Here is a 25,445-nt window from a genome sequence, read left to right as displayed (position 1 = left end):
AGACGCTCGCTGGTGGCGCGCTCTTCTTCACTGCCCCACGGCAACACGATCGACGCACCGCGCCGCACCAGCGACTGGCCCAGCTCGATCCAGGCAGTATCGGGCCATTGCTTGTCAGCGCGCGAGGTGGCATGCACGAACACTACGTAAGGCACAGGAAGGTTCAGATCAGCTTGCGACAGCGCCAGCGCCGCGCGGCCGGTGTCGAGGCCGAAGTCGATCTCGTCGGTAGGTTCGGGTTTGGGCGCGTCCAGCGCGGCGGCCACCAGTTGACGCGTGCGCTCCACGACATGGGTGCGCGGCTCGATCGGCACGCGCTTGTCGTAGAAGAAACGCACGGGCCATTCGTAGCCCGCGCCATCGGTCCGGTTGGCGAGGCCCACCACCGGCCCACGCGCCATTCGCGCAACCCACGCGGTCTTGATGAGCCCCTGGCAGTCGATCACCAGGTCGTACTTCTCCGCCGCGAGCGCGCGGCGAAACGTCCCGATCTCGCGCCAGTTGGCGAGCGACAGCAGCCGCTTGCGCCAGCGGCGCAGCGATACCGGGATCGCCCGATGTACGCCGTTCACGAGCTGCACCAGCCCCACGAAGCTCTCTTCGACCAGCCAGTCGATTTGCGCTTCGGGATGCCGGCGGAGGATGTCCGCAATCACCGGCATGTTGTGAACGACGTCGCCCAGCGACGACACTCTCACGATCAGTATCTTTTGCACGCTCAAGAGTGGAACGCCGGCTATCCGGCCCGAAGATGCGTTGAAAGGACGGCAATTTTAGCGCGTCGCGTGCAAAAGCAATGAAAAAACAAGGGGCCGCGTGTTATCCGGGCCCCTCTACGCCTTCAGGAGAACCTGCAAAGTAGGCATCCGGCTCAGCCGAGCCCCACACACAGCGCCGCAACGATGGAGCCGATCACGAGAACCGCGCCGATCGTCTTGCGCCGGTTCAGCTCCGACCATAGCAACACGCCCGTCAACGAGAGCAGGATGATGCTGCCGGCCAGCGTATCGACCACCAGCACCCAGCCGATACTCATGCCCACTCCCTTGTGCAGGTTAGTGAGGGTTGCGAGGAACGAGTTTTCGCTGCGCTTGACGGTGACGTAGTCGTTGCCCACCCAGTACTCGGCGGAGGTGTTTTCCCGCGGCGAACCGAAGCTGATTTGCCAGTGCTCCGGCTGGGTCATGCTGCGATCGCCCCACGCCACCTGGTGCTCCGGCTCGTTCTGCATGCGCCCCGGCTTGCCCTGTAGTTTCAGTTCCTGCTTGAGCCACTTTGCCAGTTCGCGCGGCGTTTCAGGCGCCGGTTGTGGCAACGGCACTTGCACAGTGGAGACCACCGGCTCACCTGTGGAGACCCGCAGCGGCCCGCCACGGTGATTGAGCAGGAACCCGGTAGTGCCGAACAGCAGGCCGAGCGCCGCACCCCATAAACCAATCCAGCCGTGCACCTTGCGCAGCCACTTGATGAACGTGATGCGTCGCGCGCTTTTAGGCTTCCGGGCCGGCTCGACACGCCGCCCGCTCTGGGAGGGCAAGGTGCCCGCGCCTGCTGCGCCTGATTGTGGCCTCACGCCGAGGTCCAGTTCGTCTGTAACAGGTGCACTCACGTTTCACTCCATAGCCGCAACAGGTTGTGATAGCAACCAACGAGGCTGCGGCGAGCCGCTTCGTCAGCCTGGGTCGAATTCAGACGCTGGATCGCCGTGTCCATATCGAACAGCACCGCGCGCTGCGTATCGCTGCGCACGAGGCTTTGCGCCCAGAAAAAGCTCGCGAGCCGGGCGCCGCGGGTGACGGGCGTGATCCGGTGCAGGCTGCTAGCCGGATACACGATCATGTCGCCCGCCGGCAGCTTTACCTGCTGCGTGCCATAGGTGTCCTCGATAATCAGTTCGCCGCCGTCGTATTCGTCAGGGCCCGAGATAAACAGCGTCATCGAGACATCCGTGCGGACTTTGGCGCCATTCGGCAGGAGCCGGACGGCGCCATCCACGTGACTGCCGAACTCCATACCGCCTTCGTAACGGTTGAAAAGCGGCGGATAAACCTGGTTCGGCAACACCGCGCTGATGAATAGCGGATGCCGTTCGAGCGCGGCGAGGATCACATCGCCCAGCTCCCGCGCGAGCGGCGAGAACTGCTCGATCTGCTGGTTATTCTTGACCGGCGCGCCCTGGTAGCCGGCGGTCGCACGGCCGTCGACCCAGGCATTGCCCGCCGTATCGAGCCGCTCGCGCACGAAGCGCAGTTGCTCCTCGTTGAGCACATTCGGAATCTGCAACAGCATCCATTCATCCTTTCACGGGCTGCCCCTTCGTCAGGCGAGCACGCACCAGTAAAACGTTAATCAGGTGCGGCCACCTGGCGTGAGTAAGGCCGCGTAAATCAGAACCGGTAATCGACGGTTGCCAGCAAGGCCCGGCCAATACCCGGCACCGAGCGGCCGCCATCCGACGGAATCAACGCGTCGTAGTACGACTTGTTGGTCAGGTTCAGCAGGTTGAGCCGTACGTCGTACTTCTTCGCGTGATAGGCCGCCGTCGCATCCCAACGGGTATAGCCGCCGACTTCCACGTAGTTGGTGTTCGACGCATAACGCGCTGACATATAGCTCGGACCGCCGCCGATTTCCCAATGCGGCGTGAAGGCGTACGTGGTCCAGAGCGTCAGCGTGTTGCGCGGCGTGTTGGCCGGCACGTGACCCTGGGTACCATCGGCCGCGCTCAGGATGATGGCGTCCATATAGGTGTAGCCACCATAAATCTGCCACTTGTCGGTGATATGACCCGTCACCCCTGCCTGGAAGCCATCGACGCGTATATCGCCATCCAGCTCGTATTCGGTTGGCGACACCTGGGTTCGCGCGTTGGTCATTTCTTCGCGGAAGAACGCCGACGTCACCGACAGATTGTCGCCGAGCAAATCCCATTTGCCGCCCACTTCATACGACCGTGTGGATTCCGGAGCGAGATTTTGCGTGAGGTTCGTGACAGTCAGGGCCTCAAGTGAGGGATCGAAAGAAGTCCCGTAAGACACGTAATACGATTGCCAGTTGCTCGGCTGATAGATCACACCCGCGCGCACGCTGGTGAAGAAGTTGGTCTGGCTGGCGTACGACGGCAAGCTGATCGTGTTGTGGATCTGCGCCTGGAAGCGATCCCAGCGCACACCGCCCACCACCTTCCAGTGCTCGCCGAGCGACACCGTGTCGTTGATATACGCACCGATCTCGTTGGAGCCCGAGTCCGCGTAGTTGCCGGTCGTGGTGGTGACGCCGGGCGTGGACGACAGGGCCACCGGGTTGACCATCGTCACGACAGGCAGGTTGTTACGTGTGTAGGCCTGATTCGAATAGCTGTCGTGGCCGAGTTCGACGCCGGCAATCACATCGTGCTTGATGAGGCCGGTGGTAAATTTGTAGTCGAGCGACGTGTCGTTATAGATCGCGTGATTCTGGATCACGCGGTCGTGGCTTTGAAGCTTGATGAACAGGTCCGACGGCGGGAGAGTCGTGTAGTTGCCGTTCGACAGCGCAGGGCTCGTCGACAGCGGACCGGTCAGCACCGCCTGCGGCGCGGTTTCGCGCGCATCGGTCATCGAGTGCGAGATTTGCGTCTGATTGGTCAGCGACAGGTCGTCCGAGAACTTGTGCTTCACAGTTGCGGTGAAGATCTGCACGTCCTGGATCGTGCGATCGGTGGTCAGGCCGTAAAAGGTGTTCTTGCCCACCGGTGCCGGATGGCCGTTCAACGCCTGCACGCCGTAGTCCGGCATGTCGTCGTTGTGCTGGATCAACGCTGACAGCGTAACCTCGGTTGGCGTGCCGATACCGAAGCGCGCTTCCGGGGCAACGCCATAGTCCTTGTTCTTTTCGTAGTCGCGCGTCGAACCCAGGCTCTGGCCGAACGCATTGATCCGCACCGCAGAGGTATCCGTCAACGGATGGTTCAGGTCGACAGTGCTGCGGTAATGGTCGTCCGTACCGACGGTCGCGGAGACTTCGCCCGACTCCTGCAGATTGGCCTTTTTGCTGACCTGGTTGATCACGCCGCCGGTCGAGCCGCGGCCAAACAGCATCGACGATGGCCCGTATAGCACTTCGATCGCTTCAAGGTCGAAGGTGTCGCGATAGTACTGGTTGCGATCGCGGAAACCGTCGAGGTAAATGTCGTTGATTGCCGTAAAGCCACGCAGGTTGATGTTGTTGCCAATCTGGCCGCCTTCCGCAGCACCGATCGTCACACCGGGGGCGTTGCGAAGTGCGTCCTGAAACGACGTGGCGCCTTGCGATTGCAGCAGGTCCTTGTTGATCACCGTGACCGACTGCGGAATATCGCGCAACGCCGTGGGCTTTTTGGCGCCGACGGACGAGGTATCCGCCTGGAAGTCCTGTTGTGCCTGGCCGGACACCGAGATAACCGGCAGCGTGCCGTTACCTGACGATTGACTGGACGAGGGGTTGGCCGGTTGGGCGGCCGAAGAACCTGGCGAGGCATTGGCCGAACCCGTCGGCGCGGAGGCCGGTGCTGCACCTTGCGAAGAGCCCGGCGCGGCGGATTGTGCGAATGCGGAGGTGGCGAAAGGCACGGACAAGGCTAGCGCCAGCGCTGTGGCCAGCGGCGTTTTGTTATACATAGAAATCCCGTCAGAAAAGACCCAGTCGGAGGCGCAAGGCAATGCTTGCGCGACGATGGGAACGACGGCTGGCTGGCCGCTCCTCCTGCTGATGGGAGAAGGCGGTGGGCTGGCGTATGCGTTTTAAATGAGAATGACTATCATTCCATATGTATCCTAATATTTCAACCTTTCGGGAACTTTTCGTTACGCATACTTGTTTCAGGAAATTACAGTGCGTTACGCCACGTGCTTTGCTGTGACCAGGCGAGCGGGTAGCGCTCGAAGGGGAATGAGGACTTCAGGAGGGAGAAGAGTAAGGCAGGAAAGGAATGAAACCGAGGAGCGCCGACAAGGTCAGCGCTCCTTACACATCAATGCTTTAGAAAGGCAGTTTGGCGTCTGGCTTCTCAGCCAGAATCACGCGGCGGAAGTCTTCCTGAATGCGTGAGAGGGCTGCATCGTTATCCGCTTCGAAGCGCATCACGACCACCGGCGTGGTGTTCGACGAGCGCGCCAGCCCGAAGCCATCCGGGTACTCGACGCGCAGGCCGTCGATCTTCACCACCTCGTCCGCGCCGGTGAACTGCGCGCTCTTCTGCAGACGTGCGATGAGTTCGAAGTTCTCACCCTCTTCCAGCTTCAGTTGCAGTTCCGGCGTGGAGTGCGAGTTCGGCAGCGAGTTCAGCAAGGCGCTCGGATCTTGCACACGCGCGAGGATTTCGAGCAGACGCGCTCCCGTGTACAGGCCGTCATCGAAACCATACCAGCGGTCCTTGAAGAACACGTGGCCGCTCATTTCGCCCGCCAGCGGGGCGCCGGTTTCGCGCAGCTTGGCCTTCACCAGCGAGTGGCCGGTCTTCCACATCAGCGGTTCGCCGCCCTTGTCCTTCACCCACTTTGCCAAGTTACGCGTGCACTTCACGTCATAAATGATCTGCGCGCCCTTGTTGCGCGACAGCACTTCTTCGGCAAACAGCATCAACTGACGGTCCGGATAGATGATCTGGCCGTCCTTGGTGACGACGCCCAGACGATCGCCGTCGCCGTCGAACGCGAAGCCGATTTCGGCGTCGGTTTCCTTGAGCGCCTTGATCACGTCCTGAAGGTTTTCCGGGTGCGCCGGATCCGGATGGTGATTCGGGAAGTTGCCGTCAATTTCCGTGAAGAGTTCGACCAGTTCGCAGCCCAGCTTCTTGAACAGCTTCGGCGCGAGGCCGCCGGCCACGCCGTTGCCGGTGTCCACAACGATCTTCAGCGGCCGTGCCAGCTTGATGTCGCTGACGATGCGATCCAGATAGGCATCTTCGATGTCGTAGTCGGTATAGCTGCCGCTGCCGCTCTCGAAGTTCTCGTCGACGATGCGCTGATGCAGCGCGAGGATCTGATCGCCGTAGATAGCCGCGCCGCGCAGCACCATCTTGAAGCCGTTGTAGTCCGGCGGATTATGGCTGCCTGTCACAACGATGCACGAATCGACGCGACGCTCGCCACCTGCCAGCTTGAGCGGCACGCTCGCTGCGAAGTAACCCACCGGCGTCGGCACCATGCCCACGTTGACCACGTCGACGCCTGCCGAGCGCAGACCATCCGATAGCGCCGCGATCAGGTCGGGACCCGAGAGGCGCCCATCACGCGCTACGACGACAGCGTCGCCGCCTTGCGCACGCACTTCGCTGCCGAACGCGCGGCCGATCAGACGGGCGGTGTCGGCATCGAGTGTCTTGCCGATTACGCCGCGAATGTCATATGCCTTGAAAATAGATTTGGAGATCATGGTTGGCTCACTTGCGTGCAATGGAAAATGTGACCTGTGTGTTCTACCGACACCGGCGGTCATGGGTGGTCATCGCGCTAGCCCCTTACCGGAAACGACCCGGTTCCAACTTATAATTGCGCTTTTCAGTCACGCCTTACAGACGACTATTCTAATGCTTAGACGCCCTCCATTCGTAAAGTTGCCGCATGATGGGGCCAGGTGGGCAATCGTACAGACAGCCGCATCCAGTCTGGCGCAATGCGTAGTGCAATGCTTGGTGCAATTGGAAGGCAGCGGATGCTGACGCTCAAGGGCTTGCCGAAGCGTTTCGCCAATCCTGACGTCACCCGGGCGTTCACCAACATTGTCTGGCTCGGACTCGAACGGGTCACGCAGATTGCCGTGGCCATTGCAATCAGCGGCATGCTGGCGCGCTACTTCGGGCCGGACACGTTCGGCAAATGGCAGTATGCGAATACCCTGCTGCTGGTGCTCTCGCCCATCACATGGGTGTGCGGCGCCGAAATTCTCGTACCAACCATCGTCAACCGGCCGCCCGAGCAACTGGGCACGGTCCTCGGCAGCGCCTTCGCGCTAAGGCTGTCGGTCTCGGCCGGCGCCTTGTTGCTGACATGGATCGGCATCGCCGCCGGGCTAACCGATCCGCTCGTCGGGGCCATGCTGGCCGGGCTCGCGGTGACCATGCTGTTTCGCGAACCGTTCGTCGGTGTGATCAATTCGTGGCTGCAGAGCATGACTTACAGCAAGCCACAATTGCTGACCAGTATGAGCACGGCCATCGTCAAGGCCGCGCTTGTCTATCTGCTGGTGCGGGCCGCGACCACCCCTTCCCGCTTCGGCTGGCTGTGGGCGCTGGAGTCCGCCGCGATCGGCGCGGTGCTGCTCGCGTATTACATCCGCCGTCACAGCGACAAGCTGGGCTGGCATGTCGAGCGTTCACTGTTTCGCCATTTCGCAACGGCGGGCACGGTGTTCTGGCTCGGCCTGATCTGTATGTATCTTTTCCTGAAACTCGACCGCTTGATGCTGGAGCGCGCCATTTCATTCGCTGACCTCGGCCGCTATTCCGCCGCGCAGCAATTGAACGAGAACTGGATCACGCTGGCGCTGATGCTGGCGCAGACCATTGCGCCAGCGTTCGTCTACCGGGTCCAGGAGCACGTGCGCCTGCGCCGCAACATGTGGCGTCTGATGGCAATGACCGCGGGGTTGATGGTCGGCGGCGCGGTGGTGCTCGACCTGCTTGCGGGCATCATCATCCGGCGCGTGTTCGGGCCGGAGTATGAAGGCGCAATCGGGATTTTCCGCTGGGCAGTGTGGCTTTCGGTGCCAGCCGGGATCGAAGCCATTGGCAATCTGGTGGTGCTGAAGTATCAGGCGAAGTTCGTGCTGCTGTCGAAATGGCTGCTGGCGCTGGGCGTTGCGTTGGTCGTCAATCTGCTGGCGATTCCGCGCATGGGCGCGTATGGCGCACTCGTCGGACTCGCGCTCGGCTATCTGGCCGCCGCTTCGGTCAACCTCTATTACATTCGCTTCAAACTGCGCTCATGACGAATCCATCCGCATCCGCGCATGCATCCCGCGGCTCGCCCACGCGTGCGGCCAACGATACCAACGCCGGAAACGCGACGCTCGACGACGTCGCGGTACTGATACCCGCCTATAACGGCCAGGCCGACGTCGAGCGCACGCTCGCGTCGTTCAGCGAAGACGCGCCGGTCCACGTGCTGATCGTCGACGACGGCAGCACGCCGCCCATCGTTGCACCTGATCTGCCGAACCTGTCCATCGAAGTGCTACGCATGGCGCGTAACGGTGGCATTGAGAAGGCGCTGCAAGGCGGCATCGACGCGCTGGCCGAACGCGGCTTTCGCTACGCCGCGCGCATCGACTCGGGTGATCTGTCCGTGCCGCATCGGCTCACTAAACAGCGTGCGTATCTGGAGGCGCATCCGCAGGTCGCGGGCCTTGGCATGTGGACTCAGGTTGTCACGCGCGAAGGGGAGCCGCTCTTCATGCTTACGCCACCCGCCGAGCCCGACGCGATTCGCCGCCTGCGGTTTTACCGCAGCTGTCTCGCGCATCCTTCGATGATGCTGCGCGTCGACGCGGTACGCGCGGTAGGTAACTATCGCGCCGACTACCGCTCGGCGGAAGACCTCGATCTGTTCCTGCGTCTGATGGAGCGCTATGACTGCGCGAATCTGCCGGAGCTGGGCCTCTACTACGAGTTGAACCTGGGCGGCATCAGCGCAACGAAACGGCGCGCTCAGGTGAGCTCGACGCTGCGCCTGCAACTGCGCTATTTCAATGCCGGCAATCTGTATGACTGGCTGGGCCTCGCGAAGAACCTGCTGCATCTGGTGATGCCGTATCGCGCGCTGCAGACCGTCAAACGACGGCTGTTTGCGTCGTCGCGTGCCGGACACTAAACAGAAAACCCAACCGCCGCGCCGACGTCGCGCCCGGCGCGAGTCAAAGCCGCCACCCTCTCTTATGAATCATCCAAGCATGCGCTGCAAAGCCCTGATCCAATCGCTATGACGCCCCACGTTCCGCTGCGCATCACCCTTGTCTGTAACACCGCGTGGGCCATCTACACGTACCGGCAAGGGCTGATTCGTGAACTCGCCGCACGCGGCGTCGAAGTGATCGTGCTGGCCCCACGCGATCGCACCTTCGAACTGCTCACCGCGATGGGGTGTCGCTGCATCGATCTGCCAGTGGCGTCCAAAGGCACCAGCCCGCGCGACGATCTGCGCATGCTGTGGGCGCTGTTTCGCCACTACCGCTCTATCCGTCCTGACATCGTGTTTCACTACACGATCAAGCCGAACATTTACGGCTCGATTGCGGCGAAGCTTGCGGGTGTCAATTCGGTTGCGGTGACAACAGGTCTCGGCTACGTGTTCATCCAGCACAGCCGCGCAGCGCAAGTGGCCAAAATGCTGTACCGTTTCGCGTTCCGCTTTCCACGTGAGGTCTGGTTTCTGAACCGCGACGACAAAGCTGCCTTCATCGATCAGGATCTGCTGGTGCATCCCGAGCGAGCGCGCCTGCTGCATGGCGAGGGCGTCGATCTCGAACAGTTTGCTCTTACACCACGGCCCGACACCGACCATTTTGACTTTGTGCTGATTGGCAGGCTGCTGTGGGACAAAGGTGTCGGAGAATATGTCGAAGCTGCGCGGCGCTTGCGCAAGCGCTATCCGCAGGCACGTTTCCAGCTACTCGGACCAGTTGGCGTGGACAACCCCAGTGCGATCACGCGCGCCGAAGTGGCAACGTGGGAACAGGAAGGCGTCATCGAATACCTCGGCGAGGCGCACGATGTGCGCCCGTTTATCGCCGCCGCTAATTGTGTCGTATTACCCTCGTATCGTGAGGGGGTGCCGCGCACGCTGATGGAAGCATCGGCGATGGGCAGGCCAATCGTCGCGACCGATGTCCCCGGCTGCCGGGAAGTGGTCGCGCATGGCATCAACGGATTGCTGTGTGAAGTACGGAACGCCAACAGTCTGGCCGACCGGCTCGCGCAGATGCTCGACATGGACGGCGAAGAGCGCCGCGCCATGGGCGAACGCGGCCGCCAGAAAGTCATGGCCGAGTTCGACGAGCGAGTCGTCATTAACCAATATAAAGACCTAATTCGCAACTTGACGGGCTACTCACTTTAATGGAGCACAGTATGGCCACGAAGGGCACGATTCTGGTAACAGGTGGCGCCGGATTCATCGGCTCGCACACCTGCGTCGAACTGTTGAACGGCGGCTACGATGTCGTCGTAATCGACAATCTCGTGAACAGCAATCGCGAATCACTTCAACGTGTCGAACAGATTACGGGCAAGGCCGTGACGTTTTACGAAGCCGACGCGCGCGACCGGGCCGCGTTCGAGCGCATTTTCGACGCTCATCCGATCACCGGCGCAATCCACTTTGCCGCGCTGAAAGCGGTGGGCGAATCGGTCGCGAAGCCCCTCGAGTACTACAACAATAATGTTGGCAGCCTGCTCGCGCTGCTCGCCGTGATGCGGGAGCGCAACGTGAAGCAGTTTGTGTTCAGCTCGTCGGCGACGGTATACGGTGTGCCGAAAAGCTCGCCGATCGACGAATCGTTCCCGCTGTCGGCAACCAATCCCTATGGCCAGTCGAAGCTGATCGCCGAACAGATCTTGCGCGATCTCGAAGTCTCAGACCCGAGCTGGCGCATCGCCACGCTGCGCTATTTCAACCCGGTCGGCGCGCATGAGAGTGGTCTGATTGGTGAAGATCCGGCGGGCATTCCGAACAATCTGATGCCGTATGTGGCGCAGGTGGCCGTAGGCAAGCTGGAGAAGCTCCGTGTGTTCGGCGGCGACTATGACACGCCCGATGGTACCGGCGTGCGCGATTACATCCACGTGGTCGATCTGGCGCGCGGCCACCTCGCCGCGTTCGACGCACTCGTCAAGCACGACGCGAGCCTCGTGGTGAATCTGGGCACGGGACAAGGGTATAGCGTGCTCGACGTGGTGCGCGCGTTCGAAAAGGCATCGGGACGGCCGGTGCCGTATGAGATCGTGGCACGGCGCCCTGGCGACGTTGCCTCGTGCTATGCGGACCCGGCGGCTGCCGTGAAACTGCTCGGCTGGCAGGCGGAGTTTGGTATCGAACGGATGTGCGCGGACCATTGGCGCTGGCAGGAGAAAAATCCTCACGGCTTCGCCTAACGGGGCCGCGGGACTGCAGCGTTGCCGCGGGGGTTGGCCGGTCACCCCTGCCTGACCCTGCCCCCTCCAGGCGCGAGGACTGACGCTGGGCCCGATTCCACGCGAACGGGCTACCCGCGATTGGCACGGATCCGGCGAGCGCAACGCCATGCCCCGCACACCGGCAAACGTTTCGACGCGTGGACCGGGCCGCTGTAAGCGTGGTGTCCACATCGCTCTCTCCGGGGAATGTTGTGCCGTGCAACAACCCTGCACGCCCCGCTTCGACAACCCGCGCTTCGACAACGATCGCAATCTTCTGCCAGGATGCTTTCTGACACTTTTTTCCAGGGCCGCAGTGTGGCATTACTTTAAAGGTGTCATCGCCGGCAACTTCCAGGGAATGTATTAGACACCTCCGGGCCGCCACCACGGTGTGGGGCGACTTAGAAGCAGACCGCGCATGCCATGACCAAGGCGAGCAGACTGTGCCGCTCAGTCGGTCGAAGCGCCGTAGCAGCGGCCGCACGAACGCGCCTGGCCCAGTCGCAGGCGCCCGGCAGTCACCGTTGCCTTACCACCGCAGTCGCACCGGCAAACCCACAAGCCATCTCCAGCGTATCGATCGGTCGTCAACTGGCCAAACACCTCACCGCCCCGAAGAGCAGGTGAGCCCGGTCGGGACCGCCACACACGACGCTGCTCACGGCAGCCGCAATCCCGCGTTCGGCCGCTCTTCACCGCCTCCAGCTCCGCAGTCGCGTGGCCGCCACACCGGCCCCTCCAGAGCCAAACGTCGGCGCCGCGATATTGAAGCGCGACAAGATCGCCGAAGCTGCGACCAGCGACATCGCGGCTCGGAGGAAAGGGCCATTCAGGCGGCAAAGGGGGAGGAATACGCTTTTTCACACAAGGTAAATGGGATTTCGCATCTTACTTTCAAGGCGTAACTGCCGCCCTTCCATTCGCGGGCGCGGCTCAGAAAAGCGGGGGCAAAGTGGCCTCATACCGTCGACGTGTCGCCGCCTCGTTATGAGGAGCGCGTGTGCAATTCGGCACCTCCACATGCCAGCGATAGTTCGTGGACATTTTCATCGGCGAGTGATGAACTGCTCGCACTACGCCGTGAATACACTTCCAAAGGACACGTGGCGCCCACAAGGCGTCACTCGGTGCCGCTATTGCCGAGACGCTCGCCCGTCCGGTCCAAATCGGAAAGCCGCCCTTCGATGAACGGGTATTCTCGACGCACAATCGGCTAACGCTTTCCACAAACTTGCCGTAGCATGCTTACACTCGTTGCATGCCGGATTTGGCTCGCTCGATCAATTCAAAGATGACCATGCCGGCGATCATCGCCGCCACGAATCCGACGGCCTTCGGATAGCCCGCCCCCAGGGCCACCAGCGCGGGCCCCGGGCAAAAGCCTGCCAGGCCCCAGCCGACGCCAAACGCGGCGCTGCCCAAGATAAGTCTCGGCGTGACCGTCGTGATGGTCGGAAGCTTTACCGGCAGCCCCAAGAACGAGCGCTTGCGGCGTCTGGCAATCAGGAAAGCGAGTGACGCGACGGCAATTGCACCAGCCATCACAAAGGCCAGAGAAGGGTCCCAGCGTCCGGCGAGGTCGAGAAAGCCTTGGACCTTAGTGGGGTTGGCCATGCCGGAAACTATCAAGCCGATGCCGAAGAGCAGGCCCGCGAGCAGTGCATTAATGGTGGTCATGTCAGCCTCCAATCAGGTGCCGTTGCACGAACACGGTCAGGAAACCGGCCACCATGAACGTCAGCGTGGCGACCAGCGAACGGATGGAACCGCGCGAGATACCGCATACCCCATGGCCGCTGGTGCAGCCGCCTGCGTAGCGAGTGCCCAGGCCAACCAGGAAGCCGGCGACCACAACTTCACCCCAGCTCGTGTGGATATCCGCAACGGCCAGTTTGCCGAACAGACTTGCGATCACGGGAGCCCCGACCAAGCCCGCAAGGAATGTCAGGCGCCAGGTCGCGTCGTTGCAGGGCAGACCCAGCAGCCCTCCCAAGATGCCGCTGATACCCGCGATGCGGCCGTTGCACAACACCAGCACGGCAGCGGCCGCGCCGATGATAAGTCCCCCGGCCAGGGACAGACCGGGCGTGAAGTTGACGAAGTCAATCAGCATGTCGATTCCGGGTCGGCATTGGCACAGAATTGCTCATACAGGACGGCCATGACGGCAAGCGCCCGCGCGCTCGCCACCGCATAGAAGATGGTCTTGCCCTCCCGTCGCGTGGTCACCAGATCATTGTCACGCAGGACGCCGAGCTGCTGCGACAAGGTTGGCTGCCGGATGCCGAGCTGCTCCTCCAACTCGCCGACAGACAGCTCGCCTTGGGACAGCCGGCACATCAACAGCAGGCGGTGCGGATTGGCGAGCACCTTGAGCAGGGCGCACGCGTTCGTCGCGGCGGCCCGCATGGTGTCGAGGTCGACAACCGTCTGGAACGGGTTCATAGGCGCCTACAATTCACAAATTTATGTTATATAAAATAATATAGTATTCTTGAATAGATTGAAAGATGCCCCAAGGAGATATGCATGCAACCGACCATTCACCTTCTTCGACCCCGCGACCTGGACGGTCACCTACGTCGTCTATCAGGAGGGATGTCCAGAGTGCGCCATCATCGACCCCGTGCTCGACTACGACTCCAAATCGGGCAGCACGTCGACAGCAAGTGCAGCCAAGGTCATTGCGTTCGTGCGCGAACATGAACTGCGCGCCGAATGGCTTCTCGAGACGCATGCCCACGCTGACCACATTTCGGCTGCGCCCTACGTGAGACACGTGCTCGGGGGGCGAATCGCTATCGGCGAGGACATTCGCTGGGTGCAGGGGGTGTTCAAGCAGCTCTTCAATCTCGAGCCGGAATTCCGGCTGGACGGGTCGCATTTCGACCACCTGTTTGAAGATGGCGAGACGTTCGATATCGGCGGCCTTACCGCCAAGGCGATTCATGTGCCCGGCCACACTCCTGCGGACATGCCTTACCAGATTGGAGACACGGTCATTGTTGGCGATACGCTTTTTATGCCGGACACCGGCACTGCGCGCTTCGACTTTCCGGGTGGCAACGCGCATGAGTTGTACGGCGCCATCCGCAAGCTACTGGACTTGCCGGGCGAAACACGGTTTTTCACGTGTCACGACTATCCGCCCGAAGGGCGTGGTCCGGCTTGGCAAACAATCGTGCGCGACCAGCGGAATCGGAATATTCACGTGCGTGACGGTGTAACCGAGGAACAGTTTGTCGCCATGCGGCAGGCGCGCGATGTAACTCTGGCAATGCCGACGTTGATTCTACCTTCCGTGCAGGTCAACATCCGGGCTGGCAAATTGCCTTTGCCCGAGGCGAACGGCGTGCGTTATCTGAAAATCCCGCTCAACGCCATCTGATGAGTGGGCCAGTCTGTCGGCACTGCGACGCTGGCCAAGCCGGACGTCCGTATGCGAGACCCCTCGACCTGCAGAAGCGCAAGACTCTGCGTTCGCGCGACGCCTCAGCGAACGAACAGTCAATTGCCATCGTTGGCATCGACCTAGGACTGCCAGCAGTGAAATGTGAGCGTAGGGCAAGCCCGTGCGGAAACGCAAGTGCAGAAGGTTTCCCCCCAGTCGGAGGCACCCGCCATCGCTACGTCACCGCCTCCCCGAGCAACCAATCCCGGAAAGCCAGCAGCCTCGGCAGACTGGAGCACTCGGCGCGATACACAACGTAATAAGCCAAGGGCGAAGCGAATGCTATTTCCGAGAACAGCCGAACCAGGCGCCCGCTTGCCAGATCGTCACGCGCCATGACACTGCGAGCGAGCGCGACACCCTGCCCGTCGATCGCCGCTTGTAAGACGGCCGCGGAGTTGTTGATTTTCATGCCTCGCGTGGTGGCGACATCCGTCACGCCAGCTCTCCTCAGCCACATGTCCCAAGTGGGAAAGCCTGTATGGCTGTCCATCGACAAGTCGTGGATCAGCGTCTCCCGGGCCAGGTCATGCGGTTTTTCCAAACGCCGATGCTCATGCAGCAGTTTGGGTGAGCAGACTGGGTAGACCTCCTCGTCCATCAGCTTGTCCGCCGTCAGCCCCGGCCAGCTTCCCGCGCCGTAGCGCACGCCGATATCGATGCGCTGGGCCACGAAATCGACCGACTTGAGGTTGGTGTCCAGGCGCACATCCGTATCGGGCCAAGCGGTCTGAAAGCTTTCTATGCGCGGCAACAACCACTTGGCCGCAAAGGCCGGGCTGACGGCCACCGTGAGCACCCCGCTGGTCGATCCCTCCTTGAGTCGTTCCAGCCCCAGCGTAAGCCGATCGAAACCCGCCCGGATGTCCGGCAACGCGCGTTCGGCCGCCTCAGTGGGAACGAGCCTGACCCGTCCGCTGGTTGCTCGATGAAATAAGGGCGTGCCCAGCCATTCCTCCAATGTTCGCACGAGCTGGCCGACCGCGGCGGGCGTGACGTGGAGTTCAGCCGCCGCCGCCGAAAAGCTCTGATGGCGCGCGCTGGCCTCCAATGCACGCAACGCATTCAGATGTATGGGTGATTTCAATTCAATAAAGATTTTCTTTCAATACCGGACACTTTATCTCGTTTGTCGACGAAAGAGAATAAGAGAAGAATCGCATTCAAGTTGAGGATCAGCGGTACGCAGTGATCCTAGTTTGGCATCGGGGCGTTTCTGATATGGGTCTAGATAGATAGTTTTACTTCCAGCGTGAGCTGACTTCGATAGCGCCTATTCCTTCACCAAAGGAATAGGCGCGACCGGCGGACGGGGCTGAACAACGGTGGCAAGAGCCGAGTGACCGGTCCCGTATTGAATTCAACCAGAAACAGCCAATCAACAGATAGAGAGGTTTCAAAATGAGCAATCAATTCAAGGGCAGGAAACTGCTAGTCGTCGGCGGCACCAGCGGCATGGGCTTGCAGACAGCTCGTATGATCCTCGCCGCAGGCGGCAGCGCGGTGATCGTGGGACATCGGGCGAACAAGACCGAAGAGGCGCGCAAGGAACTGGCCGCGTTGGGTGAAGTCGCGGCGCTGACGGCCGACCTGTCCAGCGATGAAGGGCTGGCTGCGCTGCTCAAGGCTATCGACGGGCAACATTCCGACATCGACCTGCTGGTCAATGCGGCCGGCGTGTTCTTCCCGAAGCCGTTCCTGGAGCATCAGGACGCCGACTACGACCAGTACATGAAGCTGAACAAAGCGCTCTTCTTCATCACGCAGAAGGTCGCCGCCAACCTGGTCGCGCAAGGTAGGTCGGGCGCGATCGTCAACATCGGTTCGATGTGGGCCAAACAGGCCATCGCGGCAACCCCTTCGTCGGCCTATTCGATGGCCAAGGCCGGCCTGCATGCGCTGACCCAGCACCTGGCCATGGAACTGGCGCCGAAGCACATCCGCGTCAACGCGGTGTCGCCGGCGGTGGTGCAGACCCCGATCTACGAAGGCTTCATCCCGAAGGCCGAAGTGCACAGCGCGCTGCAGGGCTTTAACAGCTTCCATCCGATCGGCCGTGTCGGCACCCCGCAGGATGTCGCCGAAGTGATCGCCTTCCTGCTGTCGGATAAGGCCGCATGGGTCACCGGCGCGATCTGGGATGTCGACGGCGGTGTGATGGCCGGTCGCAGCTGATGTATGGCAGGCAAATGCATCGCTTTTGCCTGCGTCAATGCTACTCACTCGACCGATGCAAGCATCTATAAGGTCGAATAATCCTCGACCGCCGGGCGCTGTCGCAGTGCCCGGCCCCCTACTCCTTTGGACAATATTGCCATGATGCAAAACTGGAACGCCTACCGCGACACCTTGTTGGAACGTGTGGGCGACTACGCCAAACAAAGCCCCGACGTGGTGCGCGGCCTGATGACGATCGACAATGCCGCGGCCAAGACTGGCCATCTCACCCCCAAGATTCACGAATTGATCGCGTTGGCGGTGGCTGTGACCACGCGCTGCGACGGCTGTATTTCGGTACACACCAAGAACGCTGTCGAGCACGGGGCCACACTGGGAGAAATCTCCGAAGCGTTGGGCGTAGCCATCGCCCTGAACGCGGGCGCCGCCCTGACCTATTCGGCGCGCGTCATCGAAGCCCACGCCCAACTGTCCAACAATTAAGCCCTGGTGGGACATGCCGGCCGGCCGATACCTCGGCAAGCCGGCCGCACTCTCGAGAGGCTCTAGAAGAACATCCATGCTCGTTAATGCAGATTTCTCGCGCCGCGCCATCGTCGCGCCCCACGAATATCGATGGGTGGCCTCCCCCCAAGCCGGCGTCGAGCGCGTGATGCTGGACCGGCTGGGCGGAGAGAACGCCCGCGCGACCAGCATCGTGCGGTACGCCCCAGATTCCGCCTTCCCGCACCACCCGCATCCGGGTGGCGAGGAGATCCTCGTCCTGTCCGGCACCTTCTCCGAAGAAAACGCACACTATCCGGCGGGCTGGTATCTACGTAATCCGCCGGGTTCAAGCCATCGGCCCTTCAGCCATGAGGGCGCCCTCGTTTTCGTCAAGCTCTGGCAAATGACGTTGGGCGAGAATGGCCGTGTGCGCATCGACACCCGCGATCCGGCGTCCTGGCAGCACCGGCGCGGCCGCGAGGTTTGCCCGCTGTTCTCGAACGATGCCGAGCAGGTCCGCCTGCAACGTCTGGCGCCGGGCGAAACCCTATTCACCGGGCCGGTGCACAGCGCCGAACTGTTGGTGCTGACTGGGGACCTGGTGGCGGGAGACCCGTCCTATGAGCGGGGCAGTTGGATGCGCCTGCCCACAGGCCAGTATCCGGAAATCGCGGCCGGCGCACGAGGCGCCACCCTCTACATCAAAACCGGCCACTTGGCCGACATGGCAATGGAGGCATAGGCATGCGAACAGCGCACATCGCCATCGTCGGCGGAGGCTTGAGCGGCCTGTATGCCGCTTTTCTGCTGGAACAGAAAGGCATCAGGGACTACGTGGTCCTAGAGGCGCGTCACGCCCTCGGCGGTCGTATCGCGTCCGCTAGCCCGTCAGGATATCGAGTGGTTGGGGCGTCGATCGCAGCGGATGACATCGATCGCTTCGACCTGGGACCGACGTGGTTCTGGCCTGGCTTCCAGCCACAACTGGACCGCCTGGTCCAGGATCTTGGCCTGGACCGTTTCGAGCAATTCGAAGCCGGCGACATGGTGGTGGAGCGCTCGCCCAATTCGACAGCTGCCGATGCTATTGACTTGCGCGATAGCGCTTGGGTGCTGCGTGAACAGGAGTCCGGTACGCGCGGGATCTTCGAAAAGATGGTGCGCAGCTTAGGCGGCGATCCCTCCGGGTTCGAGATCGCGCTGGAGCTTCCGTCGAACGAAGCGGTACGCTCCGCGGTCGAGGCTGGCGCTGGCGCGACTGTGATGTCCCGTCTGGTCGCGGCTTCCTCGCTCAGTGCCGGGACGCTGACAGCACTCCGCTGGCCTCTGCCGCCGCGGGATTTCCTGATGTTGCGTCATCAGCAGCGCTATGTGACGGAGGCGATGCGCGTGTTCTTCGAGATGGCGTCGGAATGAGTCTTGAATCGCCAGCAAGGATGGCAAATCAAAGCGGCTGATATAACGCGACGCCGCAGAAACAATCGGGCGCTTCAGCGGTGCCGACATGCCTATGCGTAGGCTCAAACGAGAAGACGAACCCGAAGGAGACACTCATGAAAGACCATTCCCACGGCGTGAACGCAAGCCGGCGCAAGATACTTCAGGGTCTTGCCGCCGCCGGTCTCGCCGGCACGATGGCGGGCTGGAACCGCAGCGCCTGGTCGGCGGAAAGCTTTAACCTGCCATTCGAAGGCGGCGAGCGCGAATTGACGAGCGCGTTTCCGCAGAAAGACGAGATGCTGCTGCTGCGAACCCGTCCGCCCTTACTGGAGACACCGTTCGCCGTCTTCGATCGAGGTGTGTTCACGCCAAATGACCAGTTTTTCGTGCGCTGGCACCTCGCCGATATTCCCACGAATGTCGACGGCACCGCATTTCGCCTGAACGTGCACGGACAGGTCGAACGAGAGCTCAGCCTCAGCCTGACCGAACTGCGCACCGAGTTCGAACCGGTTGAACTGGCGGCGGTGAATCAGTGCTCCGGCAACTCGCGAGGATTCTACGAACCGCGCGTGGCAGGCGCTCAATGGGGCAACGGCGCGATGGGCAATGCGTTATGGACCGGCGTCCGTCTGCGCGATATCCTGGATCGCGCAGGCATCAAGGGTAACGCCGTGCAGGCGCGCTTTAACGGGCTCGACTCGGGGGTCCTCCCGGCAACGCCGGACTTCATCAAGTCGCTCGATATTGACCATGCGCGCGATGGCGAAGTGATGGTCGCCTACGCGATGAACGGTCAGCCGTTACCGCTGCTGAACGGCTTTCCGCTGCGCCTGGTTGTGCCCGGCTGGTATTCGACCTATTGGGTGAAAATGCTCAATGATATCGAAGTGCTGGATCACCCTGACGACAACTTCTGGATGTCAAAGGCCTACCTGATACCGGATACCCCTCAGGCCAACATCGCGCCTGGCCAGTCCGGCGTCAAGATGGTGCCGATCAACCGGATGGTCCCACGCTCGTTCTTCACCAGTCTCACGAATGGCCAGAATGTGGCTGCCGGCAAGCCGCTAACCGTGCGCGGCATAGCCTTCGGCGGAGACGTCGGCGTGCGCGACGTCAGCGTGTCGTCTGACGGTGGCGCTACCTGGGCGGCAACACGTCTTGGCCATGATCATGGCAAATACAGTTTCAGGCAATGGGAAACGCACGTGGTACCGAACCCTGGTCCCATGGTGCTGAAAATCAAGGCGACGAACACCGCGGGGGTCGTGCAGCCGGATATCGCAAACTGGAACACCGCAGGCTTCATGCGCAACGTTGTCGAATCCATCACGTTGATGGTTTCCTGAGAAGCGGAACATGAAAAGTCCAAACGTATTGATATCGATTCTGCTCGCTACTGCCGCCGTCTCGACCGCCTCCGCGGAATCCGCACCGAAAGTGCCGTCGGCCGCAGCCTTGAATCGCACCGTGAGCGTCATCTTCCCTGACAGTGAGCACGTTTTTCCACCCGGCGCCGGCGCCGAGATTGCCAACTCGCAGTGCATGATCTGTCATTCGGCTGGCATGGTTACGCGCCAGCCGCCATTGCGCTTCGGTGAGTGGAAGGCCGAGATCAACAAGATGCGCAACGTGTACGGCGCACCCATGCCGGAGGAGCAGGTCGAAGAACTCGCCAGGTATCTGGCCGCGATCAAGGGCAAACAGTAGAACTTCGCTATGTGACGGAGCGAAGTTCCGCATCGGCGGGCACGTCGAAGGCCCTCCGCCCACCATCTGACAGAAAGGAACCCCACATGCAACCATCACGTCGTCACTTTATGATGCTGGCCGCTTCGCTGGCCTCATCCGTCGCGCTGTCGGGCAAGGCGTCGGCCGAGACGCCCGCAGTATCCGAAAGCGATCCAACCGCACAGTCGCTTGGCTATAAGGCGGACGCAGCAAACGTCGACAAGGTTAAATATTCGAAGTATCAGCCAGGCCAGGCGTGCGCCACCTGCCAGCTCTATCAGGGCAAGCCAGGCGATACATCCGGCCCATGCCCAATTTTTGCGGGCAAGCAGATTTCGGCGAAGGGGTGGTGCAGCGCGTACGTGAAGAAGGCCTGAAGCCGCACCTTTGCCATTAGGCGACCTGCACGTCGGCAACGGCGTGCGGGCAATTTCGGGATCCTGTCGGAGAACATGAAGACCGACATGCAGCAATACCTGAAGATGGCGGGCAGCGAAGCTGACCTCGCATCGGGCGGAGTGCCTACCGCCGAAGCCGCTGTACCGGTCGCTGTAGTCATGGACTGCAAGCCGGTCTGTCTGATTCGCCCGATATCCCTGAATGCCACCGTTTCGCCCAATCTCCCGGCTAATGGTTGAGGCAGCGCGTCCAAGCCGTCAGGCTACCGAGCGGATCGATTCACCCGTTGTCATTGACCGCGATATCTCTTCTCGCTCGGCAAGCGTCAGCGCCAGTCTGGGCCGGCAACGCGGCGCCGGTTGGATTCCTCCAGTCTGCAGCAGAATTCCCTGCACCGACGAGTGGTTGCGATTAAACAACTGGGCGATCTGATGAAGCGTATCGCCTTTGCGCCAGCGCTCCCACATTAGCGCCTTCTGGCTCTCGCTGTAGTAGATCCAGGGTCTCTGCTTCATAGCAACACTCCCGCCGCTCACGCAGCTTCTATTGTGTTGCATCCACCGGTTGAATCCGCAACCCGCTTCTGCCGTTCGCGCCGACGGTGCTTGGACGGCAGTTCCCAAGACGCAGCGGCCGTTCGTCTGGTCACGTCGGACGACTAGTGATCGGTAGAGGTGCGACGCGGTGCCCGTAGGCCGGATTTGTCTGTTGCCGCCTCGTCTGGCGGAAGGTGCATCAGCGCGACAACTAGAGTAAAGACTCAGTGGCGTCGAAGGCCGCAGGGCATCACGCCCACGCGATCTTATCCTTACAGCTGAGATTTGATTAGCAAAGGGAGGTCGCAACATGGAGCAGGTCGATTTTGCTCACACCATCGCCGACGCGGTGTCGTCTTTCCACGTTGCCCACATTCGATCCCTGCTCAACCAGCGGAAGCATCGGGGCGGCGCGACCAACCACGTACCAGAGAACGCAAGGCGCACGTATTTGGATCGCGTCGCCGGTCACGTGATGGTCATCCTTCCAGAGGGGAGAATGAGTTGGGCGGCTGTCTTCGAAGCCCTTACTCCAGAAGAAGTGCCATCGGCTCGAGTTGCGCATGGGGTGCTAGACGGTGTTACCTACTGGTTTCGGTGTTCGCCACTACGAGCAAGGGTTATCGGTCAGCGAAATTTGCCGGTCGATGGACCTTGTATCAATCCCCACGCCGCAGGCATCGACATTGGCGCACAGTTTCATGTTATCGCGGTCGGACCCGAATGGCCACGCCGGCCTCGGCCGCTTTTAAGACATTAATGGTCAGCTTCTTGGCTTCCGCCAGCGAGACGTTAGTGACCCTCTTCGGGACGTTGACGTACATGGCGGCCATAGGGTATTGAAAAACCGTTTGGCGGCGGCTTTGTCGCGCCGTTTTGCAGCAGGATGTCGACTTCGGCACCGCGCTCGTCGACGCCGGGTCGCTTGCACGCGGCGAGGAGACTTTGAGCCGAATTTGTCGCGCCAGCACCGGATCGTCTCGTAAGTCACGATCACGCCGCGCTCGAAGAACAACTCTTCGACGTCACGCAAGCTCAATTGGAAGCGGCAGTACCAACGAACAGCGCAGCTGATGACGCCAGCGGGGAAACGATGACTTCGATAAAGCGATTTTGACTTCTTCATCCCAACATCTTACGCATCCACCCCGCCAACCTGACAATGCCGAAATGAGTGCTTGCCCAGGTCGATCCCAATCAGCGTCAAGTCTTGCATGATGACCTTCCTCAGAAAGGTATCCCGCCAGCGTAAACAGCTCGGCGGGTGGGGTGACATTTCATTACGCCAGTTCAGGATCTGCCACGGCAATTGATCCAGCTCATCCACCGGCTCCATGCACGCGATACACCCCGACACCGACTCATGTCGGTTCAAATACTTTCTCGCGGCACTCGCCGGGCTGATTGCCAGGGAAGTCCTTGTCGCCGCTAACAGGAGTCGTCCCGTAGACAAAACATTTGGCTTACGTCTTCAGAGCGCGAGCTACCGCGTGGCGCGCCTCGGCCCGTCCGGTCGCGATCGTTGCCGGCGCCGGCGCGATGGTTGCTTCCCCGGCACGGGATCGTAACAAGAGCGCGTTGGTCTCGGCGCGCGATAGCGTGAAAACGCAAAGCGTCTCGACCAGTCTGTCGCCTTGCGAATTCAGTCTCTCGGCCACTGCGGTATTTTCTTGTACCAGCGCCGCGTTCTCCTGCGTCACGTCGTCGAGTTGCTCGACCGCCTGAGTCACCTGCGCGATGGCTGCCGACTGCTCGAACGACGCAGTCGCGATCTGACCGACCAGATCCGTCATCGCCTCCACCTGCGACACGATATCTTCAATCGTCACGCCTGCCGAATCGACCAGCCGCGCGCCTTCGTCGATCTGACCCACGCTATCGGAGATCAGCGACTTGATCTCCGTGGCCGCCTGCGCGCTGCGTTGCGCGAGCACCCTGACCTCGCCCGCGACCACCGCAAAACTGCGTCCTGCCTCGCCCGCACGGGCCGCTTCAACTGCGGCATTCAGGGCGAGAATATTGGTCTGGAAGGCGATGCCGTCGATGACGGACACGATGTCGCCAATCCTGCTGCTCGCTTGCGTGATTTCCTTCATGGTAGATATCACTTCGCCCACCACCTTTCCGCCCGCCTGCGCGGTGTCCCGGGTCCGTGCCGCCAGTTCGCTAGCCCGCCGCGCGGTATCCGCATTGTTCCTGACGGTGGCGTTGACCTCTTCCATCGAGGCCGCAGTCTGCTCGAGGCTGGCCGCCTGCGTCTCAGTGCGCACCGAGAGATCGAGCGTGCCGGATGCAATCCCTGCCGTTGCCTGCTGCAGTACGCGCACGCTGTCGCGCACGTCCATGATGGTGGCCCGCATGTTGATGCTGACCCGGTTCAGTGTGCGCACAACATCGCCAATCTCATCGCTACGCGGGCTACCGAATTCGGCGCTCAGATCACCCGCGGAAATCTGGCTTGCGAACTGGACCACCTCTCGCAACGGCGCAACGACAGCGTGCAACAGATAGGCACCCACAGAGACGGTGGCCGTCAGTAGCCCGCACAAGGCCGCCCAGAATGACAACGAAGTCACCTCGCCATTCAGCGCGAGCAGCGCTGCGGTTTCGATCAATCCCAAGGCAGTTACGGAGCCCCAGATGTGCCGTCTGAGACCGAGAGCGCGGAAGTTGCCGATCGCTCTTCCCAGAAGGCTTTGGCGCGCGAGGCGCCCAAGCTTCCACCCGAATTTCTGCGGATCGCACCGTAAAACGCGGTACTGTGTCTCGATCTTGCTGATCTCCGGAACGGAGGCCTTATCAAGTACGAGCAAGAAGCCGATATGCTGGCCATGCGAGAGCAGCGGAGACGCATTCATGCGGCTCCAGTAATCCGCTCCATTCCTGCGGGAAACGTTGACGACGCCCGTCCATGGCTTGCCACTACGCAGTGCGTTAGCGAAGTCCATGACGACTTGCAATGGTACGTCTTTGAGCCGCTCCGCTGGCGGCATTGTCTGGAGTTCCTGATTCGTGTACCCAGTCACGCGTTGATAGGCCGAATTGGCGTAGATGACACGAGACTGTACATCGATACAGATCACCATCAATTCTGAATCGAGAGTTCCACTAGCGCTCATTGGATTGCCAGGTCCGCCTGCCATGCTGCTCCTCCTTGTTTTGTTAGGTCGCCCGTCAACGTGCTGATCCACAGCGCTGTTTGTTGCTGCCAATGGCTCGCATGCGCTTGCATCAGCGACGCTGGGGCAGTCGTGGAGCCCTTGAATGGGCCGCCCTCCACCTCGGCGTGTGCCCCTCGCGTCGCCACTTGCACTCGTTCTCGCCAACGCTTTCCATAAATCGCATCCTGTGACCAGGAAACCTTGGGCGAATTCGTCTGGAACGCTAAATTCCGTCGTTGCGTCTCGTCTTACCCCCACCGTACACACCGTGCGATGCTGGTGCGATAAGTTTGGCGATCGCTTCGCGCATCCCGTCAAGGGCGCCTCTCAATGAGGTGTTCGTGACGCTGCGCGGTGAGCCTCGCCTACAGTCGCGAGCGGTTGACGAGCAAGGTTAAGAACTCGACATTCTGTTGCAGAAACGGCGGGACAAGGCCGTTGCGAAACACTGCTTCTAGCACGTGCTTCGTTCATTCTCCGTACCGCGCAAGATAGCTAAAATCCGTCGACCGCTTTCTGAGTAATCTACGTCTTTGACACTGCGCCGTCTCACCACCGCCAAGTTGACAACACTCGCCCATCACATCAGAACCGATGGGTCGAGGTAGGCGGGGCCGGCTATTTTGCGCCCCGCCGTACTCTGTGCCTTTCGATGGCTGCTTACATTCCACCAAGCGGTTTCTTCACCGTCAGCTTGTTGGTCACCGACACCACCCCAGGAACTGCCGCCGCGATATCCGCGACGCCACCAATCTGCGACGCGTCCGTGACCGTCCCGTGCAGCGTCACCGCGCCGTCTTTAGCGATGATGCTGATATCTCCAGCGCTGATCTCCTTGTGCTTGCCGATGGCGGCATAAACCTTCCTGCGCAGCGCGCGATCCGCTTTTCTGCCAGTGGCCGGCACCGCACTGCCGGGCGCCATCGCTG

23 protein-coding genes and 4 pseudogenes are annotated in these 25,445 nt (G+C 61.2%); 14 read left to right on the top strand and 13 right to left on the bottom strand.

The genetic code is table 11. The features are described from left to right. The 5 genes from waaC to WCA85_RS34735 all read right to left on the bottom strand — a co-directional run. On the bottom strand, positions 1 to 722 hold a 722-nt coding region (gene waaC / locus WCA85_RS34755), incomplete at its 3' end, for a lipopolysaccharide heptosyltransferase I (protein WP_424070232.1). A 149-nt stretch (positions 723 to 871) separates the two neighbouring features. Next, positions 872 to 1,537, bottom strand: coding sequence for a PepSY-associated TM helix domain-containing protein (locus tag WCA85_RS34750; protein ID WP_424070234.1), 666 nt, complete (start codon positions 1,535 to 1,537; stop codon positions 872 to 874). 68 nt (positions 1,538 to 1,605) lie between these two features. Beyond that, complete coding sequence (locus tag WCA85_RS34745) at positions 1,606 to 2,289, bottom strand: Fe2+-dependent dioxygenase (RefSeq protein WP_424070230.1); 684 nt, start codon at positions 2,287 to 2,289, stop codon at positions 1,606 to 1,608. A 98-nt stretch (positions 2,290 to 2,387) separates the two neighbouring features. Then, positions 2,388 to 4,637, bottom strand: a complete 2,250-nt coding sequence (locus WCA85_RS34740; RefSeq protein WP_424070228.1) for a TonB-dependent receptor — start codon at positions 4,635 to 4,637, stop codon at positions 2,388 to 2,390. 361 nt (positions 4,638 to 4,998) lie between these two features. Beyond that, positions 4,999 to 6,393 carry a phosphomannomutase/phosphoglucomutase gene (locus WCA85_RS34735; RefSeq protein WP_424070226.1) on the bottom strand — a complete coding sequence of 465 codons (1,395 nt, stop codon included), beginning with the start codon at positions 6,391 to 6,393 and terminating at the stop codon, positions 4,999 to 5,001. 279 nt (positions 6,394 to 6,672) lie between these two features. On the opposite strand from WCA85_RS34735, the gene WCA85_RS34730 reads away from it, so the two are divergent. The 4 genes from WCA85_RS34730 (at position 6,673) to galE (ending at position 11,107) form a co-directional block, all read left to right on the top strand. Next, entirely contained in the window at positions 6,673 to 7,947 is a 1,275-nt protein-coding gene (locus WCA85_RS34730; protein ID WP_424070224.1) for an oligosaccharide flippase family protein, read from the top strand. Then, positions 7,944 to 8,828, top strand: coding sequence for a glycosyltransferase (locus WCA85_RS34725; protein ID WP_424070222.1), 885 nt, complete (start codon positions 7,944 to 7,946; stop codon positions 8,826 to 8,828). The genes WCA85_RS34730 and WCA85_RS34725 overlap by 4 nt, the downstream gene beginning before the upstream one ends. 108 nt (positions 8,829 to 8,936) lie before the next feature. Next, entirely contained in the window at positions 8,937 to 10,073 is a 1,137-nt protein-coding gene (locus tag WCA85_RS34720; RefSeq protein WP_424070220.1) for a glycosyltransferase family 4 protein, read from the top strand. An 11-nt stretch (positions 10,074 to 10,084) separates the two neighbouring features. Next, positions 10,085 to 11,107, top strand: coding sequence for a UDP-glucose 4-epimerase GalE (gene galE / locus WCA85_RS34715; protein ID WP_424070218.1), 1,023 nt, complete (start codon positions 10,085 to 10,087; stop codon positions 11,105 to 11,107). Between the two features lie 1,269 nt (positions 11,108 to 12,376). On the opposite strand, the gene WCA85_RS34710 is transcribed toward galE, so the two are convergent. The 3 genes from WCA85_RS34710 to WCA85_RS34700 are packed head-to-tail and all read right to left on the bottom strand — an operon-like array spanning position 12,377 to position 13,576. Continuing rightward, positions 12,377 to 12,808, bottom strand: coding sequence for a DUF6691 family protein (locus WCA85_RS34710; RefSeq protein WP_424070216.1), 432 nt, complete (start codon positions 12,806 to 12,808; stop codon positions 12,377 to 12,379). A 1-nt stretch (position 12,809) separates the two neighbouring features. Then, positions 12,810 to 13,244 carry a YeeE/YedE family protein gene (locus WCA85_RS34705; protein ID WP_424070214.1) on the bottom strand — a complete coding sequence of 145 codons (435 nt, stop codon included), beginning with the start codon at positions 13,242 to 13,244 and terminating at the stop codon, positions 12,810 to 12,812. Then, on the bottom strand, positions 13,238 to 13,576 hold the full coding sequence (locus WCA85_RS34700; RefSeq protein ID WP_424070212.1) for a metalloregulator ArsR/SmtB family transcription factor: 339 nt from the start codon (positions 13,574 to 13,576) through the stop codon (positions 13,238 to 13,240). The genes WCA85_RS34705 and WCA85_RS34700 overlap by 7 nt, the downstream gene beginning before the upstream one ends. 84 nt (positions 13,577 to 13,660) lie before the next feature. Between WCA85_RS34700 and WCA85_RS34695 the strand changes: the two are divergent. Beyond that, positions 13,661 to 14,519, top strand: a pseudogene (locus WCA85_RS34695) (MBL fold metallo-hydrolase). A gap of 238 nt (positions 14,520 to 14,757) precedes the next feature. Here the strand turns inward: WCA85_RS34695 and gcvA are convergent. Continuing rightward, entirely contained in the window at positions 14,758 to 15,669 is a 912-nt protein-coding gene (gene gcvA / locus WCA85_RS34690) for a transcriptional regulator GcvA (protein WP_424070210.1), read from the bottom strand. 314 nt (positions 15,670 to 15,983) lie between these two features. Here gcvA and WCA85_RS34685 point away from each other — a divergent pair, with 314 nt between their 5' ends. The 8 genes from WCA85_RS34685 to WCA85_RS34650 all read left to right on the top strand — a co-directional run bounded on the left by WCA85_RS34685 (position 15,984) and on the right by WCA85_RS34650 (position 21,058). Beyond that, positions 15,984 to 16,757, top strand: a complete 774-nt coding sequence (locus WCA85_RS34685; protein WP_424070208.1) for an SDR family NAD(P)-dependent oxidoreductase — start codon at positions 15,984 to 15,986, stop codon at positions 16,755 to 16,757. A 141-nt stretch (positions 16,758 to 16,898) separates the two neighbouring features. After that, entirely contained in the window at positions 16,899 to 17,243 is a 345-nt protein-coding gene (locus WCA85_RS34680; protein ID WP_424070206.1) for a carboxymuconolactone decarboxylase family protein, read from the top strand. 76 nt (positions 17,244 to 17,319) lie between these two features. Next, positions 17,320 to 17,988, top strand: a complete 669-nt coding sequence (locus WCA85_RS34675; RefSeq protein ID WP_424070204.1) for a cupin domain-containing protein — start codon at positions 17,320 to 17,322, stop codon at positions 17,986 to 17,988. Between the two features lie 2 nt (positions 17,989 to 17,990). Then, complete coding sequence (locus tag WCA85_RS34670; RefSeq protein ID WP_424070202.1) at positions 17,991 to 18,662, top strand: LysR substrate-binding domain-containing protein; 672 nt, start codon at positions 17,991 to 17,993, stop codon at positions 18,660 to 18,662. 137 nt (positions 18,663 to 18,799) lie between these two features. Further along, on the top strand, positions 18,800 to 20,038 hold the full coding sequence (locus WCA85_RS34665) for a molybdopterin-dependent oxidoreductase (protein ID WP_424070200.1): 1,239 nt from the start codon (positions 18,800 to 18,802) through the stop codon (positions 20,036 to 20,038). A 10-nt stretch (positions 20,039 to 20,048) separates the two neighbouring features. Further along, complete coding sequence (locus WCA85_RS34660) at positions 20,049 to 20,399, top strand: c-type cytochrome (protein WP_424070198.1); 351 nt, start codon at positions 20,049 to 20,051, stop codon at positions 20,397 to 20,399. Between the two features lie 86 nt (positions 20,400 to 20,485). Next, complete coding sequence (locus WCA85_RS34655; protein ID WP_424070196.1) at positions 20,486 to 20,797, top strand: high-potential iron-sulfur protein; 312 nt, start codon at positions 20,486 to 20,488, stop codon at positions 20,795 to 20,797. 75 nt (positions 20,798 to 20,872) lie between these two features. Then, positions 20,873 to 21,058, top strand: a complete 186-nt coding sequence (locus WCA85_RS34650) for a hypothetical protein (protein ID WP_424070194.1) — start codon at positions 20,873 to 20,875, stop codon at positions 21,056 to 21,058. Here the strand turns inward: WCA85_RS34650 and WCA85_RS34645 are convergent. From WCA85_RS34645 to WCA85_RS34635, 3 genes and pseudogenes are all read right to left on the bottom strand, one after another. Then, positions 20,993 to 21,334: pseudogene (locus tag WCA85_RS34645) on the bottom strand (helix-turn-helix domain-containing protein); the annotation flags it as partial. The gene WCA85_RS34650 and the pseudogene WCA85_RS34645 overlap by 66 nt on opposite strands. 853 nt (positions 21,335 to 22,187) lie before the next feature. Continuing rightward, positions 22,188 to 22,481, bottom strand: a pseudogene (locus tag WCA85_RS34640) (IS6 family transposase); the annotation flags it as partial. A gap of 337 nt (positions 22,482 to 22,818) precedes the next feature. After that, entirely contained in the window at positions 22,819 to 24,498 is a 1,680-nt protein-coding gene (locus tag WCA85_RS34635) for a methyl-accepting chemotaxis protein (RefSeq protein WP_424070192.1), read from the bottom strand. 283 nt (positions 24,499 to 24,781) lie between these two features. On the opposite strand from WCA85_RS34635, the pseudogene WCA85_RS34630 reads away from it, so the two are divergent. Continuing rightward, positions 24,782 to 24,971, top strand: a pseudogene (locus tag WCA85_RS34630) (DDE-type integrase/transposase/recombinase); the annotation flags it as partial. A 205-nt stretch (positions 24,972 to 25,176) separates the two neighbouring features. Here the strand turns inward: WCA85_RS34630 and WCA85_RS34625 are convergent. Further along, a partial coding sequence (locus tag WCA85_RS34625; RefSeq protein WP_424070190.1) for a BON domain-containing protein occupies positions 25,177 to 25,445 on the bottom strand: 269 nt, incomplete at its 5' end.

Source organism: Paraburkholderia sp., from assembly GCF_049581445.1.
In the GTDB taxonomy this organism is placed as follows: Bacteria; Pseudomonadota; Gammaproteobacteria; order Burkholderiales; family Burkholderiaceae; genus Paraburkholderia.
This window is presented reverse-complemented; position numbering and strand designations above follow the sequence as displayed.